General features: G+C 70.1%; 18 protein-coding genes. 8 read left to right on the top strand and 10 right to left on the bottom strand.

Annotated elements, in window-relative coordinates:
• Positions 1-43: 43 nt before the first annotated feature.
• Together NGF19_RS07115 and NGF19_RS07110 are read right to left on the bottom strand one after the other, a co-directional pair.
• Positions 44-1,393, bottom strand: coding sequence for a M20/M25/M40 family metallo-hydrolase (locus NGF19_RS07115; RefSeq protein ID WP_252423071.1), 1,350 nt, complete (start codon positions 1,391-1,393; stop codon positions 44-46).
• 314 nt (positions 1,394-1,707) lie between these two features.
• Entirely contained in the window at positions 1,708-2,961 is a 1,254-nt protein-coding gene (locus tag NGF19_RS07110) for an MFS transporter (RefSeq protein WP_252423069.1), read from the bottom strand.
• A gap of 78 nt (positions 2,962-3,039) precedes the next feature.
• Here NGF19_RS07110 and NGF19_RS07105 point away from each other — a divergent pair, with 78 nt between their 5' ends.
• From NGF19_RS07105 to NGF19_RS07095, 3 genes are all read left to right on the top strand, one after another.
• Positions 3,040-3,543 carry a MarR family winged helix-turn-helix transcriptional regulator gene (locus tag NGF19_RS07105; RefSeq protein WP_252423067.1) on the top strand — a complete coding sequence of 168 codons (504 nt, stop codon included), beginning with the start codon at positions 3,040-3,042 and terminating at the stop codon, positions 3,541-3,543.
• Positions 3,544-3,608: 65 nt separating this feature from the next.
• Positions 3,609-4,304 (top strand): hypothetical protein, encoded by a 696-nt coding sequence (locus NGF19_RS07100; protein WP_252423065.1) that lies wholly within the window; start codon positions 3,609-3,611, stop codon positions 4,302-4,304.
• 171 nt (positions 4,305-4,475) lie between these two features.
• Positions 4,476-5,090: a hypothetical protein gene (locus NGF19_RS07095; protein ID WP_252423063.1), complete on the top strand. Its 615-nt coding sequence runs from the start codon at positions 4,476-4,478 to the stop codon at positions 5,088-5,090.
• Positions 5,091-5,116: 26 nt separating this feature from the next.
• On the opposite strand, the gene NGF19_RS07090 is transcribed toward NGF19_RS07095, so the two are convergent.
• Positions 5,117-5,575 carry a hypothetical protein gene (locus tag NGF19_RS07090; protein WP_252423062.1) on the bottom strand — a complete coding sequence of 153 codons (459 nt, stop codon included), beginning with the start codon at positions 5,573-5,575 and terminating at the stop codon, positions 5,117-5,119.
• 131 nt (positions 5,576-5,706) lie between these two features.
• Between NGF19_RS07090 and NGF19_RS07085 the strand changes: the two genes are divergently transcribed.
• Positions 5,707-6,363 carry a TetR/AcrR family transcriptional regulator C-terminal domain-containing protein gene (locus NGF19_RS07085; protein WP_252423061.1) on the top strand — a complete coding sequence of 219 codons (657 nt, stop codon included), beginning with the start codon at positions 5,707-5,709 and terminating at the stop codon, positions 6,361-6,363.
• Between the two features lie 16 nt (positions 6,364-6,379).
• On the opposite strand, the gene NGF19_RS07080 is transcribed toward NGF19_RS07085, so the two are convergent.
• The 5 genes from NGF19_RS07080 to NGF19_RS07060 form a co-directional block, all read right to left on the bottom strand.
• Positions 6,380-6,745 carry a GNAT family N-acetyltransferase gene (locus tag NGF19_RS07080; RefSeq protein ID WP_252423234.1) on the bottom strand — a complete coding sequence of 122 codons (366 nt, stop codon included), beginning with the start codon at positions 6,743-6,745 and terminating at the stop codon, positions 6,380-6,382.
• 47 nt (positions 6,746-6,792) lie between these two features.
• Positions 6,793-7,551 carry an SOS response-associated peptidase gene (locus tag NGF19_RS07075; RefSeq protein WP_252423059.1) on the bottom strand — a complete coding sequence of 253 codons (759 nt, stop codon included), beginning with the start codon at positions 7,549-7,551 and terminating at the stop codon, positions 6,793-6,795.
• A 103-nt stretch (positions 7,552-7,654) separates the two neighbouring features.
• Positions 7,655-9,100 (bottom strand): glyceraldehyde-3-phosphate dehydrogenase, encoded by a 1,446-nt coding sequence (locus NGF19_RS07070; protein ID WP_252423057.1) that lies wholly within the window; start codon positions 9,098-9,100, stop codon positions 7,655-7,657.
• A gap of 260 nt (positions 9,101-9,360) precedes the next feature.
• Entirely contained in the window at positions 9,361-10,242 is an 882-nt protein-coding gene (gene ypfJ, locus NGF19_RS07065; protein ID WP_252423055.1) for a KPN_02809 family neutral zinc metallopeptidase, read from the bottom strand.
• 102 nt (positions 10,243-10,344) lie between these two features.
• Positions 10,345-12,885 (bottom strand): CLIPPER-2 domain-containing protein, encoded by a 2,541-nt coding sequence (locus tag NGF19_RS07060; protein ID WP_252423233.1) that lies wholly within the window; start codon positions 12,883-12,885, stop codon positions 10,345-10,347.
• A gap of 724 nt (positions 12,886-13,609) precedes the next feature.
• On the opposite strand from NGF19_RS07060, the gene NGF19_RS07055 reads away from it, so the two are divergent.
• The gene (locus NGF19_RS07055; RefSeq protein ID WP_252423053.1) at positions 13,610-14,710 is read left to right on the top strand and encodes an alpha/beta hydrolase; all 1,101 of its coding nucleotides are present in this window, start codon (positions 13,610-13,612) and stop codon (positions 14,708-14,710) included.
• Between the two features lie 71 nt (positions 14,711-14,781).
• Here NGF19_RS07055 and NGF19_RS07050 read toward each other — a convergent pair whose 3' ends face one another.
• Positions 14,782-14,997 (bottom strand): hypothetical protein, encoded by a 216-nt coding sequence (locus tag NGF19_RS07050; protein ID WP_252423051.1) that lies wholly within the window; start codon positions 14,995-14,997, stop codon positions 14,782-14,784.
• Between the two features lie 150 nt (positions 14,998-15,147).
• Complete coding sequence (locus NGF19_RS07045) at positions 15,148-15,357, bottom strand: hypothetical protein (RefSeq protein ID WP_252423050.1); 210 nt, start codon at positions 15,355-15,357, stop codon at positions 15,148-15,150.
• A 287-nt stretch (positions 15,358-15,644) separates the two neighbouring features.
• Between NGF19_RS07045 and NGF19_RS07040 the strand changes: the two genes are divergently transcribed.
• The 3 genes from NGF19_RS07040 to NGF19_RS07030 all read left to right on the top strand — a co-directional run bounded on the left by NGF19_RS07040 (position 15,645) and on the right by NGF19_RS07030 (position 17,844).
• Entirely contained in the window at positions 15,645-16,103 is a 459-nt protein-coding gene (locus NGF19_RS07040; RefSeq protein WP_252423049.1) for a hypothetical protein, read from the top strand.
• Between the two features lie 193 nt (positions 16,104-16,296).
• The gene (locus tag NGF19_RS07035; RefSeq protein WP_252423048.1) at positions 16,297-16,752 is read left to right on the top strand and encodes an SPW repeat protein; all 456 of its coding nucleotides are present in this window, start codon (positions 16,297-16,299) and stop codon (positions 16,750-16,752) included.
• A gap of 240 nt (positions 16,753-16,992) precedes the next feature.
• Positions 16,993-17,844 (top strand): SDR family NAD(P)-dependent oxidoreductase, encoded by an 852-nt coding sequence (locus tag NGF19_RS07030; protein WP_252423047.1) that lies wholly within the window; start codon positions 16,993-16,995, stop codon positions 17,842-17,844.
• Positions 17,845-17,848 lie beyond the last annotated feature (4 nt).

The following is a 17,848-nucleotide window of genomic DNA, read 5'->3' as shown; positions in this document are numbered from 1 at the left end:
CAGGTCTCCGGAGGATGAGGAGGGAAGGGGGGACCGTGCCGTATCAGGCGAAGGCTCGGGGGTCGGTCATGAGGTACGTGGTGAGCACACGCGCGCCGAAGCCGAGGCTGTCGGTGAGTACGTGTTCGTCGACGCCGTGGACGTAACGCCAGGCGTCGAAGTCGGAGGGGGTACGGCCGGGTACGAAGCCGAAGCCGGGGATGCCGAGGTCGGCGAAGGCCTTCGCGTCGGTGCCGCCGGTCATGCAGTACGGGAGCACGAGGGCGTCCGGGTCGTGGGCGCGCAGGGCGGCGGCCATCGCGGCGAAGTCGGGCGCGGTGTGGTCGGCGCTGACCGGTGCCTGGTAGTCGCCGGTGCGGGTGAGGTCGGGGCCGAGGAGGGCGTCGATGGTCTCGAAGAACTCGGCCTCGGCGCCCGGCAGGATGCGTCCGTCCAGCGACGCGGCGGCCTCGCTGGGGATGACGTTGTGCTTGTAACCGGCGCGCAGCATGGTCGGGTTGACGGAGTTGGCGAGCGTCTCGGCGACCAGTGGTGCGGCGGCGCCCAGCGGGCCGAGATCGGCGGGGTCGATCTCGATGCCCAGGTGCTGCGAGAGGCCGTCCAGCAGTGCCTCGACGATCGGGACGAGACGGACGGGCCACTCGTGTGCGGCGAACCGGCCGAGCGCCGCGGCCAGTTTGACCAGGGCGTTGTCGTCGTTGCGGCGCGAGCCGTGGCCCGCGGTGCCGCGCGCGGTGATGGTCATCCAGGCGCTGCCTCGCTCACCGGCCGCGATCGGGTAGAGGCGGCTGCCGCCGGGCAGATGGACCGAGTGGCCGCCGGACTCGCTGATGGCCGCGGTCACCCCCTCGAACAGATCGGGGTGTTGCTCGACCAGGAAGCGCGCGCCGAACTCGCCGGTGTCCTCCTCGTCGGCGACGAACGCCAGCACGAGGTCGCGCGGCGGCCGGGTGCCGGTGCGCGCCAGGTGCCGGACGAACGCGAGCATCATCGCGTCCATGTCCTTCATGTCCAGCGCGCCGCGCCCCCAGACCGCGCCGTCGCGGATCTCGCCGGAGAAGGGGTAGGTCTGCCAGTCGGCGGGTTCGGCGGGTACCACGTCGAGGTGGCCGTGGACGAGCAGCGCGGGCGCGGTGGCGTCGGCACCGGGGATCCGGACCACGGTGTTGGCGCGGCCGGGCGCGGACTCCAGGACGACCGGGGCGTGTCCGGCGTCGGTCAGCTCCTCGGCGACCCACTCGGCGCAGGCGCGCTCGCCGCGGCTGTCGCCCGCGCCGAAGTTGCTGGTGTCGAAGCGGATCAGCCGGGAGCACAGGGCGACGGCGTCGGCGGCGAGTGCCTCGGCCTCGGCCGCGGTGGGGACGGGAGCCGTTGGCGCGACTCTTCTGGGCATGGCGCGGCACCTCCTGATCAACGGGGCTGGGGTGCTTGAGGGGGGCAAGCGTGTGTTTCACGGCAAGGTCCCCTGAGGGCTTGTCCACGGCAAGATCCCCTGAGGGCTTGCGATCCTCAGCCTCGAAATCTTCGATGCCTTCGGGCCCGCTTCACCGGGCCCCGCGCGCCGGGCACCACCGCCCTGTCCCCCATGGCGGCCAGGGTCGTGCCCGGGTCGGAGAACTCCCAGGCGGGCACGGGGTTTCGCGCGCGCCCGTGTGAGCTGCTCCGTCCAACGCCATGGAATTCACGGCCTGTTACGCCGTACGTCGCTCAATGCGCGGCCGTTGCGTCGACCGGCACGCGCTCCTCCCGCGGCATCCGGAAGTGGCGTACGCCGGGCACCAACGCCGTGGCCAGGCATGTCGCGCCGACCAGGACCGCGGTCACGGTCAGCGGCACCCCCGGCCCCCAGGCGTCGGCCGCGAGCGGACCGAGGACGTAGCCCACCGGCATCGCGGCCAGGGAGAGCAGCCAGTCGTAGGAGATGACGCGGGCCAACACCGTTCCGGGGACGACCTGTTGCACGGCCGTCTCCCAGACCGGGTTGAGGAAGCCCAGGCCCGCCATCGCGAGTCCGTAGACCGTGATGATCACAGGGGCCGGGGCGGGGACGGCGAGGAGGGCGAGCGGTGCCGCGTAACTCGCCAGAGCCAGATTGCCGGTGAGGACGGGGTTGCGCAGCCGGACCCGGCCGGCCACCAGCGAGCCCAGCAGCAGGCCGACACCCGCGACCGTCGACATGGTCACCCACACGTTCCTGCCACCCAGTTCACGCAGCGCGATCGCGGGGCCGAGCGTCGCCAGCACGGCGGCGGCGCCGTTCCACACCGCGTGCGCGATCAGGCTCGTCCAGTACCAGTCGCGGGAGCGCACCTCGGTCCAGCCCTCGCGCAGATCGGCCAGGAACGCCCGGCGCGGCGGCCGTACATGCGCGACGCGCAACGGCATCAGCAGCGCGGCGCTCACCGCGTAACCGACGCCGACGGATATGAACGCCCAGCCCGAGCCGGGGAGCAGCAGCACGCCCGCGAGCGGTGGCCCGGCGAGCCGTGCCGCGCTGGAGGCGGCGGCCACGGCGGCGTTGGCCTGCTGCCGCTGCGCCTCGGGCACCGTACCGATGACCAGCGGGGAGAAGGTCGGCTGGGCGAAGGCCGTGGCCACCCCGCCGAGGGCCTCGGCCACTGCGAGCGGCCACAACGCGGGTGCTCCGGCGAGCAGTTGCAGTCCTACGAAGATCTGGGTCACCGACCGGACGAGCGCGGTGGTCAGCGCCACCGTACGGACGTTGACCCGGTCCCCGGCCACTCCGCCGACGGGCAGAAGGAGCAGCCGCGGCACCATCGCGCAGCCGAGCAGCAGGGCCAGGGCGCTGGTCGAGCCCGTCGCCTCCAGCACGGCGAGGCCGAGGGCGACGGGCACCACCGCGTCGCCCAGGAGAGCGAGCGTGCGGCTGGTGAAGAGCACTTGGAAGCGACGCGTCCGCAGCGGATGCGCGACGGACTCGACGGATGTCGTTGCGGTCATGACACGCAAGGTACTTCGGCGTCGAACTATTCGGCAACGAAATATCCGCTGCCGAAGTATCGGCGTTACGATGACGTCATGGCCGATCCCCTGCCGCCCCGTGACGCGACCGATGACCATGTGGCACGCTGGCTGCCCGTGCTGCCGGATCTCGATCCGGACACCGAGGGCGCCGTCACCCGCGCCATGCTGCTCTCCCGGCATCTGCGCCGGACCAAGGAACGCTCCCTCGCCGCCTCGGGGTTGGACCGGCACGAGTACGACACGCTGCACAAGCTCGCCGGGCGCGGCGGCCGGGCCGCCCCCTCCGAGCTGGCGGCCGACCTCGGCCTGGCCCCCGCCTCGGTCACCGGACGGCTGGACGGGCTGGAACGCCGAGGCTTCGTCCACCGCACCCCCTCGGCCGTCGACCGCCGTCGTATCGACGTCGAGCTGACGGACGCCGGGCGCGCGGCCTGGCGTGAGGCGCTGGACGCGGTCGGGGACGAGGAGGGACGACTGCTGGGCGTGCTCAGCAAGGAGGAGCGGAAGCAACTCTCGGACCTGCTGCGACGCGTGATGCTGGTGGCCGAGTCGTCCTGACGGCTCCGCTGCCGCGATCACACCGTCCGCAGCCGCCGACGGGCGACGGACCGTAGCCTGTTGTGGTGCGGAGCTATGACGAACTGACCGAAACCGAGCGCGAGTTGTGGGACGCCTTCTCCGAAGGGCGTTGGGTGGATCTGCGCACCGGAACGCCGGAGCACGACGACCCGCCCTCGGGAGCGCACTGGGGACCCGAACGCACGGTCCGTGCCTCGGTCGTGGCCGCCCTGCTGCTGGGCGCCGACACGGCGCGCTCCGACCGCGTCGCGTCCCTTCGTCTCGCCGGCGCACGGATCACCGGCCATCTCGACCTGGCCGGTGCGGAGATCGGTTACGTGCTGTGGCTGAAGGGGTGTTGGCTGGAGCACACGGTCGGCTTCTACGGCGCCTCGACACGGACCATCCGCATCACGGACAGCCGGGTCCCCGGAGTCGACGCCGAACTGGGCCGTATCGAGGGCCACTTGGATCTGGGCGGGTCCGTGATGGACACGGGCCGCCTCTCCCTCATGAACGCTCATGTGGCCGGGGAGCTGGATCTGGACGGCGTACGGATCATGGCGCCCGGGACGTGGGCGCTGTTCGCCGGGGGCCTGGTCATGGGCGGCGCCGTCTTCTGCCAGGACGGCTTCACCGCACACGGCGGGGTGCGGCTGCCGGGCGCGCAGTTGCCCGGCGGCCTGCACATGCGGGGCGCCGCCTGGAGAACCCGGGCGGCGTGGCCCTGCACGTGGAGGGCGCCACCGCCACCGTGGTGAACCTGTCCGAAGGGTTCAGCGCGGCGGGAACCCTGCGGATGCGGGGCGCCCGGACAGCGGACCGGCTGACCCTCGACGGAGCCACCCTCCACGACAGTGACAGGACGCTGCTCGGCGCGGGGATGCAGACGGGAACCTTCGCCTTCCCTCGCCGCACCTCCCACGGGCACGGTGGACCTCCAGGGCGCCAGGGCCGCCACCCTGCGGGACCACGAGCGGAGTTGGCCGCGGGAGGTACGGCTGGACGGCTTCGTCTACGGCTCCCTGCGCTCCGACAAGAACTCCCTGCGCGAGGACATGGCCTACCGCTTGGCGTGGATCCGCCGGAACCCCGGCCACGCCCCGCAGCCCTACGAGCAACTCGCCACCTGCTACCGGCAGTCCGGCCACGACGACGCCGCCCGCCGGGTCCTGCTGGAGAAGCAGCGCCACCGGCGCCGCACCCTGCACCCGGCAAGACGCGCGTGGGGGTGTCTGCTCGACGCGACGGTCGGGTACGGCTATCGCCCCTGGCTCGCCGGGCTGTGGCTGGCCGCGCTATCCCTGCTCGGCACCCTGGCGTTCAGCCTCTCCTCGCCCGTCCGGACGAAGCCGGGGGAAGGCGATCCGTTCAACGCCTTCGTCTACACCGTCGATCTGCTCTTCCCCATCGGCGACTTCGGCCAGCGCGGCGCATGGCACTGGACCGGGGCCGCGCAGTGGCTGTCGTACCTGATGATCGCCATCGGCTGGATCCTCACCACCACCGTCGTCGCCGGTGCGTCCCGCATGCTGAACCGGAACTGACCGGCCCCGGACGCTCGGATCACTCCCTAGACCTGTGGCGACCGACGCCACATCTGCACGAGGGCGGCCACTCCGGCGATCACGGGCAGGAGACCGAGCAGGCCGTACAGGCGGGGGATGACGAGGCTGTAGTCCCCTCCCGCGTACGTCAGGTCGAACGCCGCGATCGATCCGCCCAGCACGAAGAACGTGGTGGCGATCGCACGTGACCAGCTCTTGCGCTTCGCGATGCCCAGGATCATCAACGCCCAGGCGAGGAGACCGAGGACCCCGACGACGGCGAGGTAGGTGGCGATCGCGTCGCGGTCGCCCGCCACCAGGTCGGCGGACCAGTCGGGGTAGGCGGCGCGCACATGGTCGGTCAGGCGGTCGCTGGTGGCGATGTCGATCAGCGGGACGAGCGTGGCCAGCGCGGTCAGCGCGAGACCCGCCCAACTCGCGCGCAGACCTGGCCGTTCGGACCGGGACGTCGTGATCGTGGTCAAGACGCTTCCTCCGTCTCAGGTGCGGACGCCGACCGGCTCATGGCGCCCTGATTCTTACATCGTAAGTAGGTGATTCCCACGCTAGACTTACGTCGTAAGAATCGTCAAACCCAAAGGGGAGGAACTGTTCGATGTCCAGCAACCGGGCGAGGGGGCAGCGCGCCGGGCTGACCCGGCAGGCCGTACTCGAAGCGGCCCTGGCCCTGGCCGACCGCGAGGGTCTGAAGGCACTGTCGATGCGCCGTCTCGGCGCCGAACTGGGCGTGGAGGCCATGACTCTCTACCACCACGTCGCCAGCAAGGACGCCCTGCTGGACGGGATCGTCGAGCAGATCTTCGCCGAGGTCGTCCCCCCGCTGTTCCACGGCGCGTCCTGGCGCGCCGATCTGCGCGACTACGCCCACGCGCTGCACGCGACGCTCCTCGCGCACCCGAACGTGGTGCCGCTCGTGGTCTCCCGGCCCGCGACGACCCCGCGGAACCTGAGCTTCATGGAGAACGCGCTCGCCTCACTGCGGGCGGCCGGGTTCCCGCTGGGCCGGGCGCTGGACGTGCTGTACGCCGTCTCCGGGTTCGTCCTCGGCCATATCGCCACCGCTCCCCAGGGCGCCGACGACGGCCGGCGGGCCGCCGCCGACCCGCTGGACGGCCTGGATCCCGAGGAGTTCCCCCTGCTCGCCGAGGCCGCGCGCACCGGCCATCGGCACTCCGGCCCGGACTCCCGGTTCGCGTTCGCGCTCGACGCGATGCTGTCCGGGTTCGACGCGGCCCGCGGCCCGCGGTCTTGACCGGGCGTACGGGGCGCTACTCGCCGCGCGTGGACGGCAGATGGATCAGCCCCGCGTCCGTGGGGCGGAAGCCGCAGGCGTCGAAGTAGAAGGCCCGCAGCTCGGGCGTGAAGTCGACGTGCAGCCACTCGCAGCCCGCCGCGCGCGCCTGTTCCGCCGCCAGACGCACAACTGCCGTCGCGATACCGCGGTGTTGGTACGCGCCGCGGGTCTTCGTGTCGATCAGGAAGGCGTGGTCTCCCCCGTCCCACGCCACGTTCACGAATCCGACGAGGAGTCCGTCCGCGTCGCGGGCGGTCACCCAACCGAGGCTGTGCGCCTGGATCTTGCTCCACCAGCCGACTTCGGCACGGCCACCGTGCGAGCGGACAAGGTCGACCATCTCGTCGTCCGTGAGCGGGTCACGCCATGTGTAAGAGATCACCTCGCTCACTCTAACGGCAACGGCCGGACCGCTTCGAGGAGTTGAGGGCCGTTGTTGCGGACGTTGTTGACGGCGGTGGAGACCGGCCGGGCGGCCAGGTGTCCGTCCGCGGGCCGGGTCAGGAGCGCGCGCAGTGCGTCGGGGTCCCGGTGAGCGGGGGCGAGCCAGGCGTCGTAGTGGTCCGGGCCGAGCGCCAGCGGCATACGGGGGTGGACGTGACCGGCCGCGTCGGTGGCATCGGTGGTGATGATCGTGCAGGTCATCAGCCAGGCGGCGGGGTCGTCGTCCGGCTCGACCGCCGGATCGCGCCAGTACTCGTACAGTCCGGCGAGCGCCATCACCCGGCCGTCCTCGGGGTGGACGAAGTACGGCTGCTTGCGGGCCCTGCCCGTGCCGTGACCGCTGTCCTGCCGCTGCCACTCGTAGAAGCCGTCGGCCGGAAGGAGGCAGCGGCGCGCGACGAAGGCGCGGCGGAAGGCGGGCTTCTCGTGCAGGGTCTCCACGCGCGCGTTGATCATCCGGGCGCCGGTCTTCGCGTCCTTCGCCCAGGAGGGGACCAGGCCCCAGCGCAGGGGCCGCAGCTCCCGCCGGACCGGCGTCCCGGCGTCCTGGCCGCGCGGGGCGCGTTCGAGGACGGCCCAGACGTCGTCGGTCGGGGCGACGTTCCAGTTCGGCGGCAGCGCGTCCGTGCCGCGCCAGTCGGTGACCCGGAAGGCCTTGACCAGGTCCTGGGCGCTGCGGGTGGAGACGAAACGGCCGCACATACAGCCACTGTGCCACCGGACGTCCCCGACCTGCCGAATGCCCCGGACATGCCGCTGCCGGTGTCGGCGGGTGGCCGACACCGGCAGCGAGCAGGGGTCAGGATCAGACCGTCGGGGCGGGGTAGGTCGGGTACTCGACCCCGGAGACGTACTGGACGACCCGGATGACCTGGCAGGAGTAGCCGAACTCGTTGTCGTACCAGAGGTAGAGGATGGCGTTGTCGCCCTCGACCTTGGTGGCACCGGCGTCGACGATCGAGGCGTGGCGCGAGCCGATGAAGTCGCTGGAGACCGCGTCGGGGGCGCTGATGAAGTCGATCTGGCGCTTGAGCGGCGAGGTCAGCGACACGTTCCGGAGGTAGTCGAGGACCTCCTCACGGCTGGTCTCGCGCCCGAGCTGGAGGTTGAGGATGGCGATCGAGACGTCCGGCACCGGGACGCGGATCGAGCTGCCCGTGATCTTCGCCTTGAGGTCGGGCAGCGCCTTGGAGACGGCGGAGGCGGCACCGGTCTCGGTGATGACCATGTTCAGCGGCGCGGACCGGCCCCGACGCTCGGACTTGTGGTAATTGTCCAGCAGGTTCTGGTCGTTGGTGAACGAGTGGACGGTCTCCACGTGGCCGCGCAGCACGCCGTACTCGTCCTCCATCGCCTTCAGCGGCGGGACGATCGCGTTGGTGGTGCAGGAGGCGCAGGACAGGATCTGCTCGTCCGGCTTGATCGTGTCGTGGTTCACACCGTGCACGATGTTCGGGACGTCGCCCTTGCCCGGTGCGGTCAGGACGACCTTGTCGATGCCGGGGCGCAGGTGCTTCGACAGCCCCTCGCGGTCACGCCACTTGCCCGTGTTGTCGATGAGGATGGCGTCGTTGATGCCGTACGCCGTGTAGTCGACCTCCGACGGATCGTTGGCGTAGATCACCTTGATCGCGTTGCCGTTGGCGATGATCGTGCTGTTCGCCTCGTCGACGGTGATCGTGCCCTGGAACTGGCCGTGGATGGAGTCACGGCGCAGCAGCGAGGCACGCTTGACTATGTCCTGGGCACCGCCCTGGCGGACGACGATGGCGCGCAGCCGCAGGCCGTTGCCCGAGCCCGCCTTCTCGATCAGCAGGCGGGCGACGAGACGGCCGATCCGGCCGAAGCCGTAGAGGACGACGTCGCGCCCGTCGCGGCACTCGATCTTGTTGGCACCCGTGGCGCCGGCGACGGCTTCGGCGGTGAACTCCTCCACCGACAGACCGCGGTCATCGGTCTTGTACGTCGCGGCGAGCATGCCGATGTCGATCTGGGAAGGGCCGAGATCGAGCGTGGTGAGAGCCGTCAGGAACGGCATCGTCTCGATGACCGAGAGTTCCTCACCGGCGATCTGCCGGGCGAAGCGGTGGGTCTTCAGAAGGCTGACGACCGACTTGTTCACCAGAGAGCGGCTGTGCAGCAGGACGTTGACGTCCCGCTCACGGTGCAGCTTCCCGATGATCGGGATCATCGCCTCCGCGATCTCCTCGCGCTTCTTCCAGTTAGTGAACGAGTCCTCATTGACAGTCACAGATTTATCTTTCGAGCTAGGCGGCGCTCATATGCTAACCCCCTGCTCCTTCGATCATCCAAACGGACCCGTCCGACGCCGCGCGAAACGCTGTGACCAGCGCATTCACCGTGATGAGCGCGGTCGCCTCACCGCCGACGCCGGACGGCCCGGACGGCCCGGACGGCCCGGACGGCCCGGACGGCCCGGACGGCCCGGACGGCCCGGACGGCCCGGACGGCCCGGACGGCCCGGACGGCCCGGACGTCATAGAGACGACGTCACAGAGACCCGGAGAAGGTGTCGCAGCGGGCGGCGGAGCCGGTGGTGTATCCGGTGGTGAACCAGTCCACCCGCTGCTGGGCGCTGCCGTGGGTCCAGCCCTCGGGGTCGACGTGCCCCTGGGAGCGTTCCTGGATACGGTCGTCGCCGACCGCGGCGGCGGCGTCGAGGGCCTCGCGGATGTCGTGGTCGGTGAACGGCTTCTTGTAGAACCCGGTGTCCACGGCGTTCTTCGCCCAGACTCCCGCGTAGCAGTCGGCCTGGAGTTCCAGTCGGACCGAGGCGCTGTTCGCTCCCTGGCGGTCCCGTCCGACGCGGTTCGTGGTGCCCAGCAGGTTCTGCACATGATGGCCGTACTCATGGGCGATCACATACGCCTGGGCGAACGGGCCGCCTCGGGCGCCGAACCGGCTCTCCAGTTCGTCGAAGAAGCCGAGGTCGAGGTAGACCTGGTGATCGGCCGGGCAGTAGAACGGGCCCACGGCCGAACTGGCCGCCCCGCACCCGGTGTTCACCCTGCCGGAGAAGAGGTTGGTGCGAGCGGTGCTGTAGGCCTGTCGGCCGCTCTGGGTGAACTCCTCCCGCCAGTAGCTCTGGATGCTGTTGACCACACCCACCACACGGCACTTCTCCGACTGGTTGGCGTCACTGCCCTTGTGGCACTGCGCCCCCAGGTCCGACCCCGGCGAACCGGCGGAACGCGCGTGGTCGTTCCCGTCGAGCAGTCCTGCCGGGTTGACGCCGAGCAGCACGCCCACGATCAGGACGACGATCCCGAGGGCGCCACCGCCGATGGCGAGCCCTCCTCCGGGAAGTCCGCCGCCGCTGCCGCGGTCCTCCACCTGGGAAGCGTCCAGATCCACATCGTCGCGGAATTCCATCGGTCCTTCGTCTCCTGGGAGTTGGTTTCAGCCCCTCCATGGTGCCGCCCCGCTCCGGAGGGTACGGAGCGGGGCGGGTTCAGCGATCTACGAGGCGTGTGCTCATGCCTCCTGGGCTACCCGGCGGTGATGACCGTCATGGTCCTCACACCTGTCTCCGCCGTAGGCCTTGCCATGACCGCCGTGGTGCTTGTGGCAGTGCTCCTTCTCCTTCTTCTTCTCCACCTTCACCGTGATGGTGGCGGTGGCCTGGTTGCTGGTGACGCGGTTGCCCTGCGCGTCGGTCGCCGTCGCTGTCGCCGTGTTGGTGACCTCGCAGCGCATCACCTTGTGCTTGCCCTTGCCGTGGTCCCCGCCGCGCTCCTTGGCCGTCTTGCACGGGGTGACATCGGACCTGGTGATCGTGTGCGTGCCGGTGCAGGTGGTGCTCGCACCGGGCGCGAGGGTGGTCGCCTCACACCGGACATTGGCGACCAGGTTGTCCGTGACAGCCACGTTGGTCACCGTGCTGCCGCCGGTGTTGGTGACGGTGTAGGCGTAGGTGACCTTGTCTCCGACACGGAACGGGCCCTTCGAGACCACCCGCTTCGCCAGGGCGAGTTCGGCGCCCTGCTCCACCTCCACGATGATGGTGGCAGCGGCCGGGTCGCTGGTGATCTGGTTGCCCGACGGAGGTGTTCCACCGGCCTGCGCGATGTTGGTGACCGCGCACCGCATGACCGCCTGCCGCGTCTCCGCACGCTTGGCCTTGTCACCCGCGCGCGCCTGAGGCGGGTTGCACGGGGTCACATCGGCCTGGGTGATCGTGTGGGTGCCGGTGCAGGTGGTGCTCTGTCCCGGGGCGAGGGTGGTCGCCTCACAGACGACGTCGGCGACCCGGTCGTCCTGGACCACCACATTGGTCAGGGGGACGGAGCCGTCGTTGGTGACCGTGTATGCGTACTCGACCTGGTCCCCGATGCGGAACGGACCCTGCGAGACGACCCGCTTCGCCAGGAGAAGGTGGGGCGCCCCGACCTCGAGGGTCTGGTGGGCCTCTGGCGAGATGACCCGCGTACCGTTGGACGCCGTACCGGTGGCCGTGGCCGTGTTGGTGACGGAACCGGCCGCGCCGTCGGCCGCGGTGATGGTGTACGTACCGGTACACGTGGTCGTGTCACCAGGTGTCTCGAACGGTGTCAGCGTGGTCGCCTGACACGTGATGTTGTGGACGTGGTCGTCGTTCACCGTGATGCCGTTGATCGTCAGCCCGCCCCTGTTGCGGACGGTGTAGGTGAAGGTGACCGTCTGCCCGACGGAGTAGGGGCCGGGTGTCTGCACCGCCTTCTCGAGCTCGAGGCTGGGTGGCTGGACGACCGGCACGGTCTCCGACGAGGGTGGTGAGGTGACCTCCGTACCGTCCGAAGTCCCCGTCGCCGTGGCCATGTTCTGAATGGAGCCATTGGCCACGTCCTCGGCGGTGACGCGATAGACCGCGGTACAGGTCACCGTCTCACCGGGCGCGAGAGTCGTCACCGGACAGCTCACCGCACCGATCTTCGGGTCGGTGACGGCGATGTTGTTGATGGTCGTGTCGCCCGAGTTGGTCACCACGAAGTCGTAGGGGACCAGGTCGCCGACCGTCAGCTCACCGGGCAGCGGCTGCCTGGCCTGCTTGACGAGGCTCAACTGCGGCAGCGGCGTCTCCGTGGCGACGACCACGTTGCGGATGAGGTGGACGTCGGTGAACTGACCGGTGGAGCCCGCGAAACCGAACTTGTAGGTGTTCGGCACCGGGGTCGGAGCCGGTGTGGTGAGCACCTGCTGGAAGCCGGCGCCGTTGTTGAAGTCGATGGACACGGTCAGTTGGGGGTTCGGCGCCGGGGTGAGCACCACATGCACCCGGCGACGCGACGGCTCGAGGAGGGCCTCGGCCTCCTGCGGGGTGAGCCCCGAAGGCATCGAGGCCAGCGGCCCCTGCAGATTGCCCGGGAGGGTCGACGGCCAAGGGCCGGTGGTGGTGAAGTTGCTGGTGGTGGCGGTCAGAAAGCAGTAGCCCTCCAGCCCTTCACCGGGGCCACGCACCGTGACCATGTTCGGCCCGGGTGCGGGAACATGGAACCCTGTTCCCGCGGGCGAACGCTGGCCCGGTGGGCAGCCGTTGCCACGGTGCTCCCAGTCCCCGAAGAAGTTCCCGAGGACGTCGAGACCGATGCCGAGGTAGCCGCCTTCCACACCGGGCAGGAACGGGTTGGTGGGGATGTCGTCCTGGAGCTTCTGCGCGTATCCGAGGCTGCCGCCGAAGGCGCCCGGCTGGGTCAGGGAGACATCACCGTTCACCAGGAAGAACGAGATACCGTCGGCGGGCGTGTTCGGCGTGGTGCTGCCGTACTGCCACTGGTCGAACATGACGTCCAGACCGTGGGTGGCGGGAATCGCCTGGTTGTAGAGGGCCGCACCGGACTCGTCGTTGGACGAGTCCGTCAGCCGGAGGTAGCCGTGCGGATCGGCGTTGAGGGGCGGGCTGTTGACACCGGGGACACAGCCACCGAGCGGGTGGTCTCCCGGCGGAGGGAGCGTGCCGACGCCGGGTGCGCCGGTGAGGCAGGCATCCCCCACCCCGATGAACTCCGGGGCCGTGGCATGGGTGAACGTCTCGTTCACCAAGGTGGAACCGCCACCTTGGCGCGGCTGTGCCTGAGCGATGTCGCCTGCGCCCAGCGCCAGCGTGGTGCCGGCACCGAGGACCAGGGACAGCGCTGCCGCAGCTAGTCGGGATGTCCGGGCCGGTAGGCCGGACGACGATTGCCTTCGCTTCATGCCCAGCATAGATAGCAGTCACGTTGCCTTTGCAACCTCATGACAAGCCGCCGCGCACGTCCAAGAACCCGGTCAGCCTCACACACACCGAGGCACAGACACAGACATGCTGACGCACCGTCGGTTGTTGATCGCTTCATCCATGAAATTGACGGCGTGTCACTTACTCCGAGAGGAGGAGGGTCCAAGGCTGTTGCACACAGGGAAAGTTCTCGTAGATCACCCTGCTCACGGGCCGAGTCGACACGACTAGCGACCTCATCACCCGTGCCGCACGGCGGAGTTGAACGACAGAGTCGTCGCGGGTGAGGAGATGCCGCGGAAGCGCTCGTGTGCGACGGTCACGGAACCGCTCCTCCCTCGCCGCGCCCACCCTGGTCGTCGTCAGTCGGCTCGACCCTCGGGCCAGGCGAACCACTCCCGCCACCGTGAGCATCCGCAAACCACGACGACCCGCTCTCCACCGGGGCGGGTGCAGGGCGCCACCCCTTCGGCCCAGTCCGGCGGGCCGGTCGGCGGGAAGCGCAGAAGGCTCACGGGTGAAGTGCCCCTCGGAAGGAGGACACCCATGAGCGCCGTACGACGCTCCCGTTCGCTCCGTAAGCCGTGTGCCGGCCTCACCGCACTGCTCACCACGATCACGCTCGCTGTCGCCGTTCCCGCCCTGGCCACCCCGGCGGACGCCGCCCCTCGCAGGGCGACCTGCGGCGATCCCCCCGTGACCCTCGAACCGGCCGCGCAGGCGTTCCTCGACAAGCTCGCCACGGCGGGCGGCCCGCCGATCCAGGACATGACGCCCTCGGCCGCCCGCCGGTCGCTCCTCGATCTTCAGGCCGCCTACCCGGTGTCCAAGCTCCCCGCCGACATCACCACGCGGACCGTCCCCGGGGGCAGCCGCACCGGACCGGTCTCGATCCGTATCGTCCGGCCGCACGGCATGACGGGCAGACTGCCCGCGGTGATGTACTTCCACGGCGGCGGCTGGGTGCTCGGTGACGCCTCCACCCACGACCGGCTCGTACGGCAGATCGCCAACGGGGCCAGGGCCGCGGTGGTCTTCGTCGACTACGCCCGGTCGCCGGAGGCGCGCTACCCGGTCGCCAACGAGCAGGCGTACGCCGCCACTCAGTGGGTCGCCCGGCACGGCCGCGAGATCAACGTCGACGGTTCCCGGCTGGCCGTGGCCGGTGACAGTGTGGGTGGCAACATGACCGCCGCCGTCACCATGATGGCCAAGCAGCGCGGCGGGCCGAGGATCGCCCAGCAGGTGCTGTTCTACCCGGTCACCGACGCCTCGTTCGACACGCCCTCCTACCGGCGCTTCGCCACGAACTGCTGGCTCACCGCCGCGGGCATGAAGTGGTTCTGGAACCACTACGCCCCCGACACCTCTGTCCGCAGCCGGCCCACCGCGTCGCCACTGCGCGCCTCGACCGCTCAACTCCGCGGGCTGCCCCGGGCGTTGGTCATCACCGACAGCGATGTGCTGTCGGACGAGGGACGCCAGTACGCCACCATGCTGCGCCGTGCCGGTGTACCGGTCACCCACACCCACTACCCGCGGGTGGTCCATGACTTCGTGATGCTCAACGCGCTCGCCGACACCCAGGCCGCCAGGTCCGCCGTCGCCCAGGCCACCACGGCACTGCGTCGGTCCCTGCGCAGTTGACGCATTCACTCTCTCCGTCAACGCCCTGCCGTGCGGCGGCAGTTCAGGTTTCGCCGCACGGCTTCACGGCATCACCGCAGATGCGGTCCCGGGGGAAGCGCGGAACGCTGTTGCGGCACTCGGGCGTTGCCGGCGAACGGGCCGGGCTCGAAGGCTCCGGGAGACTGCTCCAGTCTGATCACCCCCTGGAGTTGGCGACGTATCATCTCCGCCGCATCGCGCACCTGCGCGGGTACGTCACCGCGCTCCGCGATGAGCTGGTGATAGATGGGGGCGTCTTGGAACATGGGACAACGAGACCTTCCTGTCGGCGGTTTCACTCCGCCGTGCGACGACCGCAGGGGCAGGCACGGACATCGCTCGATCCTATCGTTGGCCGACCCGGCGTCCGGGCGAGCCCCGAACGTCGACGGCTCGCACGGGCCTCTTCCGGGTGTCTAAAGGTCCTGGGACAGCAGCAACTCACGGGCAAGTCGCGCACCCCGGGCCGTCTCCTCGGGCGGGGTGCCCTCGGCCGGGGTGCTCTCCAGGCCGTGCGCGAGCGCCCGAAGGGCATCGGCGAGAGTCGCCACCTGAGCCTCCAAGCGCCCCACGCGCGCTTCCAGCCCGGGCGCGGCGTCGGATTCGGGGGAAGGTTGCCGAGTCATGCGCATCTCCTTGCCCGGCCGCCTGACGACAGCCTCGTTGCTCCGGCCTCTGTGACATCTGTCCATGTCCATGCTGATCGCTGCGCGCCGTACCCGCACGGCATGACCGACGACGCGAGCACGCGGGCGTGCGCGCTGGGGAGTGGTCGGTGGTTCGGGCGCCGGGGGGAGACACCCGGCTGGGTGTAAAGGGGGGTGAAGACTCGGCGCGTGGAGGGCGGGGGTGCATAACCTGGCACGGGTAGCGCGCCGATTCAGGCGCACCGACACGCGGCCGGGGAGCGAACATGCGCAGTCACATGATGGGTACGGCAGTCACACTCTGTGCCGTCGCACTGGCAGCGAGTACGGGCGCGGCAGCCGCCGTGCCGCTGCCGCCGAAGGTGCCCGCCGCGACGCGGCAGAGCGGGGACACCGTCCTCGTCGACTGCTCCTGGCACTCCCAGGTGCAGCCCTCCGACTTCATGCTCGCCTGCGGTGACGGCAACAACCGTCTCTCCTCGCTGCACTGGTCGTACTGGGGCTCGAACTCGGCGGTGGGCACGGGTCTCGACGTGGCGAACGACTGCGATCCGTACTGCGCGGCCGGGACCTTCCACTCGTTCCCGGTCGTCGTCCGGCTCGAGCACCCGCAGCCGTGGAAGAAGCACCCCCAACTGCGGCACTACACGCAAATGACCCTGATCTACACCAACGGGAAGCCGGAAGGGTCCGCGCAAGCGGTCACCTATCCGCTGTGGGACTGACGTGGGCACAGGCATATACCACTGATTGCGTGCGAAATGGTGCATAAACCCCCCGAAGGAGGGAAATTGAAGATAAGGAACATCTAAGCCCTCACGGAGGGGAGCGACAGCGATGGCGCATCCGCAGCAACCCAGTGGAATGCATCCGCAACAGCAGTCCACCGGAACGACGGGCATGCATCACCCCGATGACATGGGGACGCATCGCCACGGCGCGATGGGCCTGCACCCCGAACTGGCGGAGATGCGGGAATGGCTGGAGCGCTCGGGCTCCACCAGCAACTCGGCGATCGCCGTGGAGGGCCTGATCCTCCTCGCGGGCGTCTACGCGGCGATATCGCCCTGGGTCATCCACTTCGCGGCACAGACGCCCAGCCTCACCGCCAGCAACCTGATCGTCGGCATCACCATCGCCCTGATCGGATTCGCGCTGACGCTGGCCCCGGACCGTATGCTCCGGGTGTCGTGGATGATCGTTCCGCTCGGCGTGTGGCTCATCATCTCCCCCTGGGTGGCCACCGCCGCCCACAGTGCGCGGGCCGGCATCATCTGGAGCAACGTCGTCGTGGGCGCGCTGACGGTCCTTCTGGGACTCGCCGCCATGGGCCTGACCATCGGCCGCAGTCGGCACCCCGACATGCGCCGGTGAGGAGGCGCCCGCGGTACCCGGTACCTGTAAACACCAGGCCTCGAATGGGTGTTCGTTCACATCCGTTCGGGGCCTTTGCCGTGCGCCGGTCGGCTCGCGTCGCCTGGCGGCGGGGAGCAGGTGACAATACACATAGCGTGACAAATCGCCTTGGCGGGTGGGCCACTGTTCGTCCGTCGCATCCGTCGTGTCATCCGTCCGTCGCCCCGCATGTTCGCCGTCGCAGCGAGGTCAGCCGCCATGTCACTGCCTTCGTCCCCCTTTCGGTCCGCCCCCGTCTCCCCCCTGGGCACCCTGACACCGGCCGTCGGCCTCTCGCGTCCGACCGGTGCCGACCGGGCGCTGCGGCAGGGGACGGCGCTCGTCACCGGTGCGTCCTCCGGTATCGGTGCCGCGGTCGCCCGTCGACTGGCCGGTGAGGGAGGGTGGCGGTTGGTGCTGAACGGGCGTGACACCACACGCCTCGCCCATGTCGCCGCCCAGACGTCGGCCACCGTCTTCCCCACGAATCTCACCCGTCCGGGTGCCGAACGACAGCTCGCCGAGTTCGCGCTCGGCCAGGACGGCCGGGTGGACCTGCTGGTGGCGTGTGCCGGAATCGGCTGCGCGGGCGACTTCCGGGCCATGCCCCTGACCGCCATCGACGAAGTGATCGGCGTCGACCTGGTCGCCACGGTGCGCCTGGTACGGCATCTGCTGCCGCCGATGGTCGAGGCCGGATCGGGGCGCGTGGTGATCATCGGGTCCATCGCGGGCGCGGTCGGCGTACGCGGCGAGGCCGTCTACTCCGCGGCCAAGGCGGCGCTGGCCACGTTCGCCGACGCCCTGCGCTACGAGTTGCAGGGCACGGGCGTGGGCGTCAGCCATGTGGTCCCCGGTGTGGTGAGCACCCCGTTCTTCGAACGTCGCGGAGTGCCGTACCGGCGGTCGAGGCCACGACCGGTGCCGCCGGAGCGCGTGGCGGACGCCGTCTGGGGCGCGATCTCCCACGGGCGGGACGAGGTCTACGTCCCCGGCTGGCTGCGGCTGCCCGCCCGGGTCCACGGCGCGGCACCAGCGCTGTACCGGCGGCTGGCCGCACGGTTCGGCTGAATCG

Source organism: Streptomyces macrolidinus (assembly GCF_023887685.1).
In the GTDB taxonomy this organism is placed as follows: domain Bacteria; phylum Actinomycetota; class Actinomycetes; order Streptomycetales; family Streptomycetaceae; genus Streptomyces; species Streptomyces macrolidinus.
The sequence above is the reverse complement of the archived record's forward strand: the minus strand, read 5'-3'. Positions and strand labels throughout refer to the sequence as shown.